10 protein-coding genes are annotated in these 17,399 nt (G+C 45.2%); all 10 read left to right on the forward strand.

All coding sequences use genetic code 11. The features are described from left to right. The coding region (locus ACHKAR_RS00410) for a carbohydrate kinase family protein (protein ID WP_395415716.1) at window positions 1-437 on the forward strand (437 nt) is incomplete at its 5' end. A 210-nt stretch (window positions 438-647) separates the two neighbouring features. After that, entirely contained in the window at window positions 648-3,344 is a 2,697-nt protein-coding gene (locus ACHKAR_RS00415; protein ID WP_395415725.1) for a hybrid sensor histidine kinase/response regulator transcription factor, read from the forward strand. 274 nt (window positions 3,345-3,618) lie between these two features. Further along, window positions 3,619-4,992 carry a sugar porter family MFS transporter gene (locus tag ACHKAR_RS00420; protein WP_395415717.1) on the forward strand — a complete coding sequence of 458 codons (1,374 nt, stop codon included), beginning with the start codon at window positions 3,619-3,621 and terminating at the stop codon, window positions 4,990-4,992. Continuing rightward, window positions 4,993-8,127: a SusC/RagA family TonB-linked outer membrane protein gene (locus ACHKAR_RS00425; protein WP_395415718.1), complete on the forward strand. Its 3,135-nt coding sequence runs from the start codon at window positions 4,993-4,995 to the stop codon at window positions 8,125-8,127. It begins immediately after the preceding gene. A 25-nt stretch (window positions 8,128-8,152) separates the two neighbouring features. Beyond that, window positions 8,153-9,886 (forward strand): RagB/SusD family nutrient uptake outer membrane protein, encoded by a 1,734-nt coding sequence (locus ACHKAR_RS00430; protein ID WP_395415719.1) that lies wholly within the window; start codon window positions 8,153-8,155, stop codon window positions 9,884-9,886. Window positions 9,887-9,919: 33 nt separating this feature from the next. Then, window positions 9,920-11,191 (forward strand): DUF4960 domain-containing protein, encoded by a 1,272-nt coding sequence (locus ACHKAR_RS00435; RefSeq protein ID WP_395415720.1) that lies wholly within the window; start codon window positions 9,920-9,922, stop codon window positions 11,189-11,191. Window positions 11,192-11,251: 60 nt separating this feature from the next. Beyond that, window positions 11,252-13,492: a GH32 C-terminal domain-containing protein gene (locus ACHKAR_RS00440; protein WP_395415721.1), complete on the forward strand. Its 2,241-nt coding sequence runs from the start codon at window positions 11,252-11,254 to the stop codon at window positions 13,490-13,492. Window positions 13,493-13,574: 82 nt separating this feature from the next. Further along, complete coding sequence (locus ACHKAR_RS00445) at window positions 13,575-15,086, forward strand: glycoside hydrolase family 32 protein (RefSeq protein WP_395415722.1); 1,512 nt, start codon at window positions 13,575-13,577, stop codon at window positions 15,084-15,086. A 54-nt stretch (window positions 15,087-15,140) separates the two neighbouring features. After that, a complete protein-coding gene (locus tag ACHKAR_RS00450; RefSeq protein ID WP_395415723.1) occupies window positions 15,141-16,772 on the forward strand; it encodes a GH32 C-terminal domain-containing protein in 1,632 nt (543 codons plus the stop codon). Between the two features lie 51 nt (window positions 16,773-16,823). Further along, the coding region (locus ACHKAR_RS00455; protein WP_395415724.1) for a PfkB family carbohydrate kinase at window positions 16,824-17,399 on the forward strand (576 nt) is incomplete at its 3' end.

Consider the following 17,399-nt stretch of genomic DNA (forward strand, 5'->3'; position numbering starts at 1 on the left):
ATGCCTATACCAAAGAGGTGATTGAGTCTTCATTTGGCTACTGTACGATAGCCAAGATGAATGATGAAGAGGTGAGGGTGTTGAGCTCATTGCTCTATGAGGCGGAGATGAGTCAGGACGATTTCACGGTTCGGCTTCTTGCGGATTATCCAAACATCGATTTGCTGATTATCACTGGTGGGGGGCAGGGTTGTGTGATCCGCACCCGTAGCGAGCACTACAAGGTAAGTGCTAAAATGATGCTTGTGAAGGATAGTGTGGGTGCAGGAGATGCATTTTGTGCGGCCTTTCTCAATACCTACCTCCGTACCCGTGATGCGAGAAAATCAGCGCGCATTGGCAACATGGTTGGTGGCTTTGTGGTATCCGAAAGCGGTGCTATTCCGATCTATCCGGAGAAATTCAGGCGAAAAATTGAGATATTGAGTGCGGGTTGAGGATAGGCATTTGACTCGGTGTTCACCGATATCTATGTGAATTCACTAAAGTGGTATATTGGGTGATCCTGTTTGATGATTCTGAAAAAATGATATTTTTAATGTTTTTTCAAAATGGGATGCCCCATAAATAGCATCTTTGTGACGCCTTAACTATTCAAATACTTGAAGTATTCTTTTCAGACGATAGTCTTTTTGCTTTCAGCGCTTTTGTGGGCATGCAAGCCACAGATCACGGATAAAAAATATCTCGTTGGCTTTTCCCAATGTACCTCGTTTGATAGCTGGAGAAAGACTATGCAATCTGAAATGCAAAGAGAGCTTTCGTTTCATGGAGACATGCAATTGGTGATCAAGGATGCTCAGGGAGACAATGATGCTCAAAATAAGCACATTAATGAACTTGTGGAAATGGGTGTGGATTTGCTCATTATCTCTCCCAATGAGGCAGAGCCCGTGACCCGCAGCGTTGATCAGGCGTATAGGAGCGGAATCCCTGTTATACTAATTGATCGAAAGACCAACTCAAATTTCTACACAGCTTATGTAGGAGCTAATAATTATAAGATTGGTAAAATAGCAGCGACCTACATTGCCAGCCTATTGGATGGGCAAGGAAAAGTATTGGAAATCAAGGGATTGAAGGGTTCCACGCCCTTTATAGAGAGACACAATGGGTTTCGTGACCAGATAAAGGCCTTTCCTCAAATAGAGGTGACAGAAATAGAAGGTGAGTGGGGCGGAGAGGAGACTGCCCGAAAGCGCTTTGTTGAACTTATGCAAGGCGGTAATTCATTTGATCTGGCTTTTGCCCATAATGATATCATGGCTTATGCTGCTTATGAGAGCTATCGGGAGTTATCTCCCGGCGGATCACTGGAGATAATCGGAGTGGATGCGCTCTCTGGGCCCGGCGGGGGGATTGATTATGTGACATCAGGCATATTGAAGGCCTCACTACTGTACCCTACCGGTGGAGATGTGGCCATTCAGATCGCTTCCGATATTTTACATGGTAGGCCGTACAATAAAGATAACGAGTTGGTCACTACTGTTATAGATAGTTCCAATGTGCATGTCATGCGTATGCAGACCAATAAAATACTGGCGCATGAGTCTGATATTAATCGACTGGCGGAGAGAATTGACCAGCAAAGGGTGGTCTATAAGAATCAGCAATACATTTTGTATGTCATTGCAGTGTTATTTGTGATCAGTGCCTTGTCTTTTGCCTTTACCCTGAAGCTCCTAAGAGAAAGAAGAGAGATTAACAAGAGCTTAAAGAAAAGAAACGAGGAGGTGTCCAGACAAAAAGCGGAGGTGATGGAGATGTCCCAGCAGGTGAACAAAGCCAATCAAAGCAAAATACAGTTTTTCGCCAACATCTCTCACGAATTGAAAACACCCCTCACTCTGATTCAGGGACCTTTGGATGAACTCCACAGCAGCAACACCCTCACGGGTTTTATGAAAAAGGATCTGGAGCTTGCCCAAAGAAATGTCAGGCGTTTGACCGGGCTAGTCAATCAGCTGATGGACTTTCAAAAGATAGAAAATGGACGGATGAAAGTCCGGGCATCAAAGACGGAGTTGGTGGGGTTTCTAAAGGAGATTACTGATTCCTTCAGAAACCTGGCTAAGAAGGGTCGTTATACCTTGATATTTGACAGTCGGGAAGATCGGATTGATCTCTGGGTAGATAAAACCATGATCGATAAAGTGTTTTTCAATCTCCTGTCAAACGCTTTCAAATTTACACCTCCGGGAGGCACCATAAAAGTGATATTGTTGCCAGTGCCTGAAAAAAATGAAGTGGTCATACAGCTTACCGATACCGGAATGGGTATGAGTAAGGATCAGCGGGCCAGGGCATTTGATCGGTACTATCAGGGAGATGACTCAAGAGCCGACGGAACCGGATTAGGGCTTGCACTTTCGAGAGAATTGATAGCGATGCATGATGGTACTATTGAGATTTCGAGTCAGAAGGATGTTGGGACTACTTTCGAAGTAAGGTTGAAAATGGGAGATTCACACTTCAGTGAAGAGCAGTTGAGTAGTGATGGGGATCAGTTGGTCAATGACCATGAGATCGAAGATGGTTTTGGATATGAAGATGGGGTGGAAGCATCTATGGCTGATCATGAGTTTACCGTTTTGATTATTGAGGACAATCAAGAGCTGGCTGCTTTTTTAAAGCGAAAACTGGCTGAATCCTACAAGGTGCTATGGGCCAAAGATGGGGAGGCTGGTGTGACACTTGCCAAAGAGCAGATTCCTGATTTGATTCTGAGTGATTTGATGCTGCCCAAGCTGGGAGGCCGTGATATACTGGCCAAGATGAAATCCGATGTTCGTACAGCTCACATCCCCTTTATCATCATGACGGCCAGTAGCTCTGAGGAGGAGCGGGTAGAGGGTGTAAGAGAGGGTGCCGATGATTACATCACCAAACCATTTAGTTTCAGGTTCTTGTCAGAGCGAATCAAAACCACATTGGCCAATAGGGCGAAATTGCGTGAGCATTACCTCCACGAAATACCCTCAGATCAGTCTCAGCGGAGTGAGGGTAAGCTCAACAAGAAGTTTGTCAATGATTTTACTGCGGTGGTTGAGCAAAACATTGCCGATCAATCACTCGATGTAAATGTGATTTGCGAATCTCTGGGGCTTTCTCGGATTCAACTGTACAGAAAAGTGAAAGCTATGCTGGGCTACAGTGTGAATGATTATATCACTACTGTGCGTTTGAAAAAGGCCAAATACCTCTTAAGTACTACAGATAAAAGTATTGGTGAAATTTGCTATGAGGTAGGCTTTTCATCTCCATCTTATTTTTCGTCTACTTTCAAATCAAAGTTTGATATCTCGCCGAGCGAATACCGTCAAAATCGGGCAAACTCTTAAAAATACTGTCGCTTTTCTACAGAATCTATTAACCCCTTGTTGGTGGCTAAGCCCATTCATGACAAAGTTCGTTCTTGATTGAGGCGGTTTTTGATACAAATTCTAAAATTTGATACAAAAACTAAATTGTCAAATTGTGATTTGTGTAATTTAAATCACCTCAAAAGCCACTTTAATGAGCTTTTATCAAATAAATCTATTTGAGTTAACGAATTTGTAATTTGTTGAAACATTTCTGACAACCGGCAGGATACTCATCTCATAACTTGCTAGCATGAAAGTTTTTGAGAAGAACGATGTACGTATTCTTACCTATGCTATAGTAGTTGCTCTGGGCGGATTTCTCTTTGGGTTTGATACAGCCGTAATATCAGGAGCTGAGCAGGAAGTTCAGCGCATATGGGGGCTTACTGCTATTCAGCATGGCTTTACAGTCTCTATAGCATTAATAGGTACTGTGATAGGTGCGTTGTTCGGTGGTATACCCTCAGAGCGGCTGGGTCGTAAGTATTCATTGTTTTGGATTGCCGTGCTGTACTGGATTTCGGCGGTAGGCTCGGCATTAGCGACTGATTGGAACCTCTTTTTGTTTTTTAGATTTATGGGAGGGATAGGTGTGGGCGTGAGCTCGGTGACGGCTCCCCTGTATATCTCAGAGATCGCTCCCGCCAGATCCAGGGGGAAGTTGGTGGCGCTCTTTCAGTTCAATATCGTTTTTGGCATACTGATCGCCTATCTATCTAACTACGGGTTGGCAGATATGGGTGAAATGGCCTGGCGATGGATGCTTGGGGTAGAAGCGATTCCGGCACTGATCTTCCTGTTTGCGGTGCTTTTTGTTCCGAAAAGTCCACGTTGGCTAATCGTGAAGCAAGGCAAGGTGGACGAGGCTCGAGATATATTACTATCCATTCGCGACCACCATCTGGTAGAGGCAGAGATCAATTCCATATTAAATTCATCCGTAGGTAAAGAGGAAAGACAATCGCTATGGAACGCCAAGTATAAGACCCAAATATTTCTGGTCGTGTGTTTTGCGTTTTTCAATCAGCTGTCAGGTATCAATGCCATCATTTACTACGCTCCTCGAATATTTGAGATGGCCGAGATGGGCAAGTCTGGCTCCTTGATCTCCACGATTGGGATTGGGGTGGTTAACTTCTGCTTTACGTTACTGGCTCTGGCATTTATTGATCGGTTTGGGAGGCGTTTTCTCATGCTCGTAGGATCTTTCGGCCTTATTATCACATTGGGGTTAATATCCTGGTCGTTCTACATCAGAGATTTCGGGAGTATTTCTATCTATTTCTTTATTTATATCGCCTTTTTTGCTTTTTCTCAAGGGGCGGTTATCTGGGTATTCATTTCAGAGATATTCCCCAATAAGGTGCGTGCTGCAGGTCAGGCTTTAGGCAGCTTTACCCATTGGATACTTGCAGCAGCTGTGGCACTGATCTTCCCATACATCACCAAACACATAGGACCATCTAATACCTTCTTGATTTTCACTTCAATGATGATACTCCAATTATTATTTGTTTGGAAGGCCATGCCTGAAACCAAAGGGAAATCACTTGAAGAAATAGAAGCAGGAGACGAAACAGTAGCTGTGTCATCCGCACAACATTCATTAAACCTTAACAACTAAATGATGAAGAAGATTTTGACATTTTTATTATTACTGACGGGTATGCTGGCTAGTGCCCAACAGAAGATAATATCGGGTACCATCACCGATGAGGAAACCGGAGAGGGTTTGCCTGGGGCATCAGTGCAGATAAAAGGAACCTCCAGCGGAACGATTACGGATGTCAATGGTACCTTTCAATTAGAGGCCTCTGAAGCCGATATATTAGTGGTTTCATTTATTGGCTACGAGCCAAAGGAGGTGAAGGTAGGCGATCGCTCCGTCATTAATCTGACGCTTGGGTTTGATGTGACAGCCCTGGAGGAAGTGGTGGTCGTGGGCTATACCAGTGAAAGGAGGAAGGACCTGACCGGATCCGTGGCAGTGGTTGATCTCGAGGAAGTGAAGGACCTCCCACCGGGAAATATCATGAAAAATATACAAGGGCGAGTGCCAGGCGTCTCTATTACGTCTGATGGTTCGCCTGGTTCAGGAGCTACTGTTAGAATTAGGGGGAATGGCACACTCAACAACAATGATCCCTTATATATCATAGACGGAGTGCCCTCCAAAGCCGGAATGCACGAAATTAATCCAGCTGATATCGCATCTATTCAGGTGCTTAAGGATGCCGCTTCAGCCAGTATCTATGGGGCACGGGCGGCTAATGGCGTGATCGTCATTACCACCAAAAGAGGGAAAAGCAAAGAAGCTCAGATCGATTTTGATGCTTCATGGTCACTACAGCAGTATACTACTAAGCTGAACCCACTCAATACCTATCAGCGAGGCAAGGTCTTTTGGCAAGCCTCTGTCAACGCGGGTCTTAAGCCTACGAGCCCCATCTATAACTACTCCTGGAATGGAGACCTCAACAATCCAGCACTTGGGGGTATTACCTACAATGAGTACCTGGATGCCAAACAGACCATGCGCCCGGCCGATACGGACTGGTTTGATGAGGTTTCTCAACCATCAGTGATTCAATCTTATAACCTCAGGATTTCCAAAGGATCAGAGAATGGAAACATGATGTTTTCCGTGGGGTATTTCGATAACGACGGGACCATAAAGGAATCAAATTTCGAGCGGATAAATACTCGATTCAATTCGAGTTTTAGTTTCCTGAATGATCTGATCACTGTTGGGGAAAATTTCCAGGTCACCTATCAGGAAGAAACTCAGATCAATGCCGGGGAGATATTATTTACCTCACTTGTACAGCACCCGATTGTGCCAGTACATACCGAAGCAGGAGGTTGGGGAGGCCCCGTGTCCGGAATGACAGACCGTCAAAATCCTGTCCGGCTAATCGAAGACAATAAGCAAAACCGCTACAAGTTTGTGAGGCCCTTTGGCAATGCCTATGTAGCGATCAATCCAGTAAAAAACTTACAGTTCAAAACGAACTTTGGGGTTGACTATAGCTTGTTTTATAATCGATCAATTAGGAAAAGATACGTTTCGGGATTCTTGTCCGAGCCGGACAATATGGTGGCCAATAACACCAGTATCGGTGGCAACTGGATCTGGACCAACACAGCTACATATGACCTAAACCTACAGAATCAATCGTTGAAGTTTCTGGCCGGAACGGAGCAGATCACATACGCTCAGGAATGGTTCAACGCCTCAAGGGAAGGCTATATAAGTGAAGATCCAAATTACGCTTATCTGGGCGCTGGTGCAGAGAACCAATTGAATAGTGGAGGTGGAAACCGGTGGGCCCTGATGTCTTTCTTTGGTAAGTTTGATTACAGCCTTCAGGATAAATACCTCGCATCATTCACTATCAGACGAGATGGATCATCACGGTTTGGAGCTAATAACCGGTATGGGAATTTTCCCGCAGCATCTGTTGGGTGGAGACTCAGTAACGAGGAGTTTTTCAAAAGTTTAATAGCCACTCCTGTAGATATAAAACTACGGGCTAGTTGGGGGCAAAATGGTAACCAGGAGATCGATCCATTGGCGGTGTATAATATTTACAGACCTGTCTACGGAAAAGAAGACGCTATTTGGGATAATCCAAATCCTCCAAGCTACAGACCGGCGCTGGGCACGGCCTATGACATAGCCGGAGCTGACATGGGAGAGCTTCCTTCTGGTTATATCACCAATCAGCAAGCCAATGACAACCTTAAGTGGGAGACGACCACACAGTGGGATTTTGGAATGGATTATGTCTTGCGAAAGTTCTCAGGATCAGTGGATTATTTCATCAAAGAGACGAGCGATATTCTTTATTTCCGCACCCTTTTGTCAGCTGTGGGTGAAGCAAGCGGACAGTTTGTAAATGGCGGCACCATCAGAAATCAAGGTTTAGAAGCTATCCTTACTTATGAAGATCATATAGGAAAGCTGGCTTTTGATGTGTCTGGTAATGTGGCTTCACTGACCAATGAGGTGGTGAGCATGCCCGAGAGCTTGTTTATTCGTACCCCGCTGAGCGGGGCAGTACCAAACGATGCCAAAATAGAGCTTTTGGGTGAGACGTTGGTAGGACGCTCTGTCAATTCTATCTATGGATATGTAGCCGATGGGCTGTTTCAGACTCAGGGAGAGGTGGACAGTCATGCCAGTCAGCCTGGAAAAGGGTTAGGCCGGATTCGTTACAAAGACCTGAATGGAGACAATGTGATTAACAATGAGGATCAAACGTTCATTGGGGTAGCTGATCCTGCTTTATCCTATGGGCTCAATATCAATGCGACATACGGCAACTTTTCATTCACCGTATTTGCACAGGGTGTCACCGGAATAGAGTATTACAATAGCTATAAGACCTATACGGATTTTGCCTCCTTGTGGCCCGGTACCAACTGGGGGGAGCGCACACTGGATGCATGGTCTCCTACCAATCAAGACTCTGACATTCCCAGACTTACCATAGTCGACAATAATAACGAAGGTAGAGTGTCCACCTATTTCATAGAAAACGCCTCCTACCTGAAACTTCGAAACCTACAGATAGGCTACAGTTTGCCACAATCGACACTAGATCGGCTTGGAATGAGAAAGGCGAGAGTATTTGTGCAGGGTCAAAACCTACTCTCCTTCAAGAGCAAAGGCTTTACTGCACCGGATCCAGAAAACCCAAATTATGCATTTCCAATTCCGACCATTTATACCGCTGGTTTAAGTCTAGGATTTTAACAAAAACACCTTAATCAAATAAGAGATGAAATTGATACAAAGATACCTTCTCATACTACTGGTTGCCATTACTGGCATTTCATGTAGTGATTTTCTCGAAGTAAGCCCCCAGGGAGTGATAGGCGATGAAGCCCTCAATTCACCGGAAAATATCGATGGACTGGTGATCGCGGCATACGCTATGCTGGGCAACGATCATTATACCGTGCCCAATATGCTGTGGCCATGGGGAGATCTTCGATCAGGAGATGCCTACAAAGGTGGTGATGGACCGGCTGATATTTCTATCTATCATGCCATGGAGGTTTTTTCCACCATCCAGCCGGATATGAGTGCATATGCGCCCTCGGTGTTAGGTGACTTGGATAATAAAAAGTGGGAAAGGCAATACACGGCTATTTCCAGAGTAAACAATGCCCTCAGAAGGTTGCAGGATGTGGATGAAACTGCGTATCCTAAGAAAAGTCAGCGAATCGCTGAGATGAGGTTTTTGCGGGGACATTACTATTTTGATCTCAAGATACTTTTCAAGCACATCCCATGGATAGATGAGCAGGCATCGGTAGAAGAGATTGAGGCCATTTCCAATACCGCTAATACCGATCAGGAGCTATGGGATTTGGTGGCTGCAGAGTTTAGGGCAGCGGCTAGTGGCTTGCCAGAAAGTCAGACAGATGCTGGCAGGCCCAACAAGTTTACTGCCAAGGCTTATCTGGCTAAAGTACTCCTGTATCAGGCCTATGAGCAAAATGAAGACCATCAGGTAGTTGCCGTCAATGCCGAAAAACTGGAAGAAGTGGTCACACTGGTGGACGAGGTAATCGGATCAGGTCAATATAGTCTGGAGTCAGATTTTGCCAATCCTTTCCTCTGGGAATTTGAAAATGGTACCGAATCCGTCTGGGCCATCCAGCGGTCTCATGATGATGGCACAACCACCGGGAATATTGATTTTTCATCTATGCTCAATAATCCTATGAGCACCGAATTGGGTTGTTGCTGGTTTCATATACCGAGTCAAAATTTGGTTAATAGCTTCAAAACAGATGAATCCGGACTCCCGATGTTTGACGCTTTTAATGAGAACGATTTGGATTTGTCTTCAGAAACTGTTGATCCGCGGTTGGACCACACGGTGGCACAACCTGAGAAGCCCTGGAAGTATGAGACTTCCATTATTTATACTGAAGATGAGTGGGCACGTCAGCCGGGCATTTATGGTCCTTATTCCTCGCTAAAGGAAAACGTGTCACCCAATTGTGAATGCTTTGAGCGGATTCCTCCATTTATGTCCAGCTCTAAAAATACCATTCTGATCAGGTTCGCCGATGTGCTCTTGTGGAAAGCAGAAGCATTGATAGAACTCGGTAGACAAGGGGAAGCATTGCCGATTATTAATCAAATCAGGCAACGGGCCATTAATAGCACCGAATTGCTCCAATATGCTAATGGTGCACCTCTTTCCAATTACAATGTGGCTCTTTATGATGGCTCTTCCTGGACACAGACATTCGCTCGCCAGGCGCTCAGATGGGAGAGGCGCCTTGAACTAGCCATGGAGGGACACCGATTCTTTGATTTGGTAAGGTGGGGAGTAGCCGCTCAGGAAATCAACGAGTATTTCAGTGCCGAAAAATCAAAAAGAGAATACCTGCAATCCGCACAGTTTGAAGGAGGAAAACACGAGTATTTGCCCATTCCGCAGCAGCAGATCAATCTGAGCAATGGCAGGTACCTACAGAACAAAGGATATAACTGATAAATAACCAAACCAATTAACGAACAAATGAAGATGATGAAGACAAATATGAAGTTTTTGGTGGCTTTGCTCTTGGCAGCAGCTACTATGATGGTAATCTCATGTAAGGATGAGGAAGTCACCCCTGGTGACGCATTTATGATCAGTTTCGTGGTAGACGATATTAGTGGATCTATTGATGAAGCAGATAAAACGGTTACGCTGGAGTTGCCGGCGGCAGCAGATATTACAGCGGTCACTCCGGTAGTATCCGTGTCTGAGGGGGCGAGTGTAAGTCCCGAGTCTGGCTCGGCGGTTGATTTTACTGAACCTGTGGTTTATACTGTCACTGACAAGTCAGGTAGCATTTCCGTAGCGTATACGGTTTCTATTTCACAGGCGGATTTGAGGAAGATTGCTTTCGTAGGTGTGGCGGCAGAGAATACTGCAGCTTCCTGGGATGCCCTGGATGGCTCTGATTTTGATCTCAATGATGATCAGGAGGCAGCTACGTGGTTTGCAGAGAGTATGCCTTCTTCCACTACCGAGGTGGCCTATCACTCCATTGAAGATGTGGCAGGTGGTGCCGACCTTAGTGGGTATCATGCTGTATGGATTCAGTTTGACGGAGGCTGGTGGGGCGGTGAAGTCGCTCAGTTTCCAAACAATTCAAATCACTGCCTGCTGATGGAATCAGGGATTGGGTTTGATACGCCTTGTGAGACTTTGTCCGCCGATTTTGTAGCTGCTATCAAGGCCTATTACGAAGCAGGGGGTAACCTGTTTTTGGGCAACTTCGCTGGAGCAATGGTAGACGAAATTGGAGCAGTGGCTTCCGCTGACCTTGCTCCCAACAATTCCTTTGGAGGGTTGGCAGTGGATGAAGGCGCTACTGACGGAGCCTGGGGAGTAAGATGGGCAGGAGAAACCTCTAGCCCTTTGTTTAACGGCATTGTGACGAGTACTGATGAAGGATGCGCTGCGCCATTTTTTATCACCCTGGAGTCGGGCACTCAGAAGAAAAACAGATCTAACCAATACAACCTCAACTTTGGGCCTTGGGCGCCAAATGGTGATACTGATCCGTTGGATGATCGTCGCGCGGCCTTTGAAGAAATGACAGGAGCATTCATTTTGGTAGAAAATTGTGGTCAAAATGAGCCTCAAATGGTGGAATGGGCTGCAAGTGGTAATAAGGGAACCGTGATTGCCATTTTGGGCGGTACATACGACTGGTATGTAGGTGATGTTAGCAACAATGATAATATTCCTTCTCTCACAAAAAACAGCTTGCTGTATCTGGCTGATAAGGCCCTGGAAGAATAAACATTTTTGAGAGTGGCCGTGCCGCCTGGCACGGCTACTTGTTTCATTAAAATCCCAATTATGACAAGGATATTTATACGTTTGTTGATGTTGATGAGTGTGGTAGGCAAGCTCTGTGCGCAGGATGTGTATACGGAAATGTATCGGCCTCAGTATCACGCATCTCCTCGCAATGGTTTCATGGGTGACCCAAATGGGCCTATGAAATTTGGAGGCAAGTACCACCTGTTTTGGTGGGGGCACCTCCGTTCTGAAGACATGGTTCATTGGGAAGAAATCAATAGTAATGCACTTCATGGTACACCTTCTGGTTTCGGAAACTGGTCTGGGTCTGTAGTGATGGATATTGAGAACACTGCTGGATTCAATTCAGCTGAAGATACTGCTATGATCGCTGTTTACACCTTGCACGAAGATGCCACAGGTTACCAGCATCAGGCTATTTCTACCAGTCTCAACCATGGATCATTTGAGTACTATGATGGCAATCCAGTCATTGAAAGTAATGAGCCAGATTTCAGGGATCCACAAGTGTTTTGGCATGAGCAAACGGATAAATGGATTATGGTCATCACGAAACCTGTAGATCGGGGTATCCGGATCTACACTTCTGATGATCTCAAATCATGGGATTACGAAAGTACTTTTGAAGGGTATGGCGCTCGTAAGGAAATATGGGAAGTGCCAGATCTGTTTGAGCTACCACTCAATGGTGATCCCCAAAACATTAAATGGGTGATGACATGTGGTATGGGGCCCAACCGAATGCAGTTTTGGGTAGGAGATTTTGATGGCACCACTTTTAGTATCGACCCGGAGGAGAATTTCTTCACTGGTAGTCATGTTGGCGGAGAGGTGTTTGAGGATTTTGAAGCTGGATATGGTGACTGGACTGTGGAGGGTGAATCTTTTGGAGGTAATCCTGCTACAGGTACCTTCACTGATCAGCAGGAAGTGATGGGATATACAGGCAGCAGTCTGGTGAATAGTTTTTTGAATGGTGATGGGTCTACAGGGAAGCTCATTTCCCCAGAATTTGAAATTAGTAGACCGTTTATCAATTTTCAAATAGGCGGTGGCGCTTCAGCTAATGAATTGGGCTTCAGGTTAGTTGTAGATGGAGAAGTCGTACAGTCGATAGCAAGTTCCAGCAATACTGAAATCATGCAATGGCGGGGTGTGTCCGTGAGTGAATTTATCGGGAAGACCGGGCATATTGAGATAGTAGATGAGGCCACAGGCGGATGGGGACATGTGTTGATCGATCACATTGTATTTTCTGATGAGCTGTATGATACCAGAACAGAAAATGCTAACTGGGCTGACTGGGGATATGATTTTTATGCCGGGAAGACGTTTAGAAACTATGACTTTGATGATGATCGCAAGGTATGGCTGGCATGGATGGGCAACTGGACGTATGCCCGGGATGTGCCCACTCGGCCATGGAAAGGAAATCAATCCATTCCACGAGCATTGAGTCTTGTAAAAAATGAATTTGGGTTTCAGCTGATTCAGCAGCCCATTGAGGAGTTGAAAGGACTCCGCAGTAACGAATATTCAATAACAAATCAGCAGGTGGATGGAGTTGTGCCGGTCACGGTATTTCAACCAGAGTGGAACGTATATGAGCTGAAACTGTCCTTTAAAGTCAGCAACAGAGATCAGGTTTTTGGGGTAACCCTCGCCCAATCGGATGATGATAAAGGTGTTAAAATTACTTATGATGCAGCGGCATCCACATTGGAGCTTGATCGATCAGGCACGCCGTTTAGTTTTGCCTATAAGCGCAAGTCAGTGGCACCTATTCATTTCCCTAAGGATAGTGTGCTTGATTTACATATTTTCATTGATCAGGCATCGGTAGAAGTGTTTGCTAATGATTATCAGACTTCCATAAGCTCACTGGCATTCACCCATGTTTTAAGTACAGGGTTGTCCCTTTTTAGTGAAAATGGGCCAACTGAGTTATTGTCCTTAGAAGCCTGGGATATTGCCTCTATCTGGGGGGTGACGCCTGATCAGGTTCAGAGACCAGAGGTGAAGGAAGACCCACTTAAGGTAGACAGTGGTCATTCACTGGTTTACCCAAACCCGGTGAGTGCAGGGCAGTATATAACATTTGGTAAGAATAATATTCAAAATACATCGATTTGTGATTTGGGTGGTAGGGTCGTTTTTACACAATCGACGGGTACCAATCAAGTGCTGATACCAGATACTTTGAGTCCGGGTCTTTATCTGGTGAAGTACATAAGTGATGGGAGGCACTATTCCGACAGAATCATTATTCGTCGGTGATGAGTACGTCATTCTACTGAAATAAACGATTTCAACCTTTTGCCTAAAAGCGAATGGTATCATGAATCAAAACACTATACCTATGAAATATCTTAACGCAGTAATCGTGCTGTTTTGTCTGATGGAGTCCTGTCAGTTTAAGCAGAAAGCCATGAACCCCGAGCAAACGGCAGAAGACCGCTATCAATCTGTGTATCACTTTACGCCACCATCCAATTGGATGAATGACCCCAATGGCATGGTCTACTACGCGGGAGAATATCACCTCTTCTATCAGCATTTTCCTGATAGCAATGTTTGGGGGCCTATGCATTGGGGACATGCCGTGTCCCAAGATATGATTCATTGGGAGCACTTGCCTATTGCGCTTTATCCCGATTCGCTTGGGTTCATTTTTTCAGGCAGTGCAGTAGTGGATTATGATAATACCACGGGATTTGGCTCTGAGTTAAACCCTGCTTTGGTTTCCATTTTCACCTATAGCAATCAGCAAGAGGAGTTCGAGGGATCGATTACTTTTCAGAATCAGGCCGTGGCCTATAGTCACGATAGTGGCCGCACCTGGAAAAAATATGCAGGAAATCCAGTGTTAAGCAACCCCGGCATTAAAGATTTTCGTGATCCAAAAGTGACCTGGATGGAAGAGTTTGACAAGTGGGTAATGATCTTGGCGGTAAAGGATCACGTGAGCATTTATTCCTCTAAAAACCTCTTGGACTGGACACATGAGAGCGATTTTGGGAAGGACGAAGGTGCTCATGGTGGGGTTTGGGAGTGTCCTGATCTCTTCAGGATTCAGGATGATCAAGGCAACTGGAAGTGGGTGATGCTGGTGAGCATCAATCCTGGTGGATATCAGGGGGGCTCTGGTACCCAATATTTTGTTGGAGAGTTTGATGGTCGGGAATTTTCCACTAATCAGAAAGAGGTCAAATGGATTGATTATGGAGCGGATAACTATGCCGGGGTATTATGGAGCAATATTCCGGATTCTGATGGTCGAAAACTGTTCATTGGTTGGATGAGCAATTGGGCATATGCCAACAAGGTAAGCCTTGTGAACAGAAGAAATATGATGACGATCCCACGAGAAGTAAGCCTGAGGAGAAAAGAGAATGATCATGTATTGGCCATGGTGCCTATCAGGGAGTTGGACCATATTGGTGTGCTCAACACAAGTGGAGATTTGACGGAGTTGGAAAAGGGAATGCGAACAAATGAAGCGTACCAACTGGATTTACAAATCGAATCGATGGAAGGGAAGTTTGAATTGGTTTTTAGCTCAGAGGATAAAGACTCATTGTTTTTGAGTGTATCCCATAACGAACTTATCGTGGATAGGTCTAAGTGTGGCAATGTATCGCTGGCCACAATGTTCTCCAGGCAGCACAAGGCATCATTGGACGGGATCAGGAACTTATCGATTTTCCTGGATCGGTCATCTATCGAGGTATTTGCCAATGATGGAGAAGTAAATATGACTGATTTATTTTTTACCAGATCGCCATTACAGCAAGTGCAAATGATGACATCAGAGGCTGAAATTGAGGCAAGATTTGAGTACAGAAAGATCGAGGTGAAGGAGCCTATTTGAGTAAGTTGATTGGTTGAGCAGGTGTATGCAAATGAGTAACCAAACAATAAACCAATGAGATACAAAACCCTTAAAATGATGAGTTTGGCCCTGATGGCTGTTGTAAGTGGCTGTGATAAGCTTCATATAACTAAAGTCGGAGGACCTGAGAGTGAGTCAGAGACTGTTACATCAGCTTCATTAAACTGTACTGCTCAGGCGGAAGAGGAAGATTATCAAATCTTTCCGATGACCTCTGATGGATACAGAATCGGAGATGTAATGCCTTATTTCGAACCAGGTACTGGCGAAATATTTGTGTATTACCTGAAGGATATCTGGGATGATCCATCCAATGAACGTCATCCCTGGTATGGCTTTACGACCACTAATTTTTATGAGTATGATGAAACATGCACTGACGCACTGCTGGCTAGTAGTGATCAGGGATGTGATCAGGATTTCGCTGTGGGAACCGGGAGTGTCATCAAAAAAGGTGGAAAGTATTATGCTTTTTACACTGGTCACAATCCTAATTATCCTTCCAGCTGTGTGAGTAAGAAGGAGGGAGTGATGCTGGCTACGTCTAACTGGCCAAATCAACAATTTACTAAGAAGGCGAACTTTAGCACCATATACCCACCTACCGGGCTGGGTTTTGATGAACAGGATAATTTTAGAGATCCCTTCGTATATGAGGATACTCAAAACAATGAATACGTAATGCTGATTAGTGCCAGAAAGGATGTAAACGGAACCTGGAAGGGTGTATTGGCTAAGTATACATCCGGAAATCTCCTGAATTGGACGTATGACGGAGTGTTCTATGACGGGGGAGCTGACAATTATTTCATGATGGAATGCGCTGAGGTGTTTAAAATCAACAGCACTTACTATTTGCTGTTTTCGGATATCGACACCAAGTATGTCTACTATCGCAAGTCTTCGTCGGCAAATGGACCATGGAGCAAGCCCACTGGAATTGAGCGGTTTGAAGGAAAAGGAATTTATGCTGCAAAGTCTGTATCAGATGGTTATGATCGCTACCTGATGGGCTGGACGCACGTCAATATTGGACACACAGATGGAGGAGCCCCAGGCTGGGGTGGCAATCTGGTGGTGCATAAGATATATCAGAAGGCCAATGGGGATTTGGCAGTGACGATACCGCATACAGTGGAAAACCACCTGGAAACCACTGCTTATAGCTTAGTTAAAAATAGCCAGTGGGGAGATGTGACCAATACACAGGCAGGATCGCATAGTTATAGGCTTTATAGCCCGGCAGATTATGACATGGCTAATGTCATTTTTGATCCTGTGATGGCTGAGCGTTATGAGATCAGTGCCACGGTTAATTATGTCTCGTCAGCTCGTGATTTTGGATTTATGGTGGGTGCCTGCGATGGTTGGAATGACCTGTTCAGTCTTAGGTTTGTCCCTCAGGAGAATAGGTTCAGTTTTGACAAGACCAATAGGTCGAACCTTGATACTAGCACGGTTCCGGACAATGATGTGCCCTTTGCGTTGAGTCCAGGCGTTGATTATTCAGTGAGAATCGTTATTGAAAACTCAATGGTGGTCGTGTATATCAATGATGAGGTGGCGCTTTCTTCGCGAATTTATCGGGCGCCGGGTACCAACTGGGGCATCTTCGCAGATCACAGCGACGTGACCTTTACAAATATTGAAGTTACAACACCTTAATAGAACATTTCGCCCTCCCACGGGAGGGCGAATATTAACTCTAATTAGCAGATGGAAAACACGAAAGTATTGGCCTTTGGGGAAGTATTATGGGACTTCATAGAAGGAGAGAAGCACTTTGGCGGGGCGCCAGTCAATTTCGCAGCACATATGGTGCAGTGTGGTCGAGAGGCGTCTATTGTCACAGCTGTTGGTACAGATAAACTTGGCGATCAGGCCGTGGAGGAGATGATCAAACTCGGCGTGGGTCAGGATTTTGTGCAGCGAAATAGCCACCTCACCGGCCGGGTGATGGTGTTTTTAGAGGAGGGTCAGCCCACCTACCGCATCAGAAATGATGTCGCCTATGACTACATCGAGCAGTCCGGTATAGATACAGCCAAACTGAGTGAATATGGGGCGTTTTACTTCGGTACGCTCGCCCAGCGAAACCCCGAATCCAAAGCAGCGATGGATTTCATCATGGCCAAAGGATCGTTCAATACCATATTTTATGATGTGAATTTGCGCAGGGATGCCTATACCAAAGAGGTGATTGAGTCTTCATTTGGCTACTGTACGATAGCCAAGATGAATGATGAAGAGGTGAGGGTGTTGAGCTCATTGCTCTATGAGGCGGAGATGAGT

It is taken from the genome of Marinoscillum luteum, from assembly GCF_044005705.1.
Lineage (GTDB): Bacteria > Bacteroidota > Bacteroidia > Cytophagales > Cyclobacteriaceae > Marinoscillum > Marinoscillum luteum.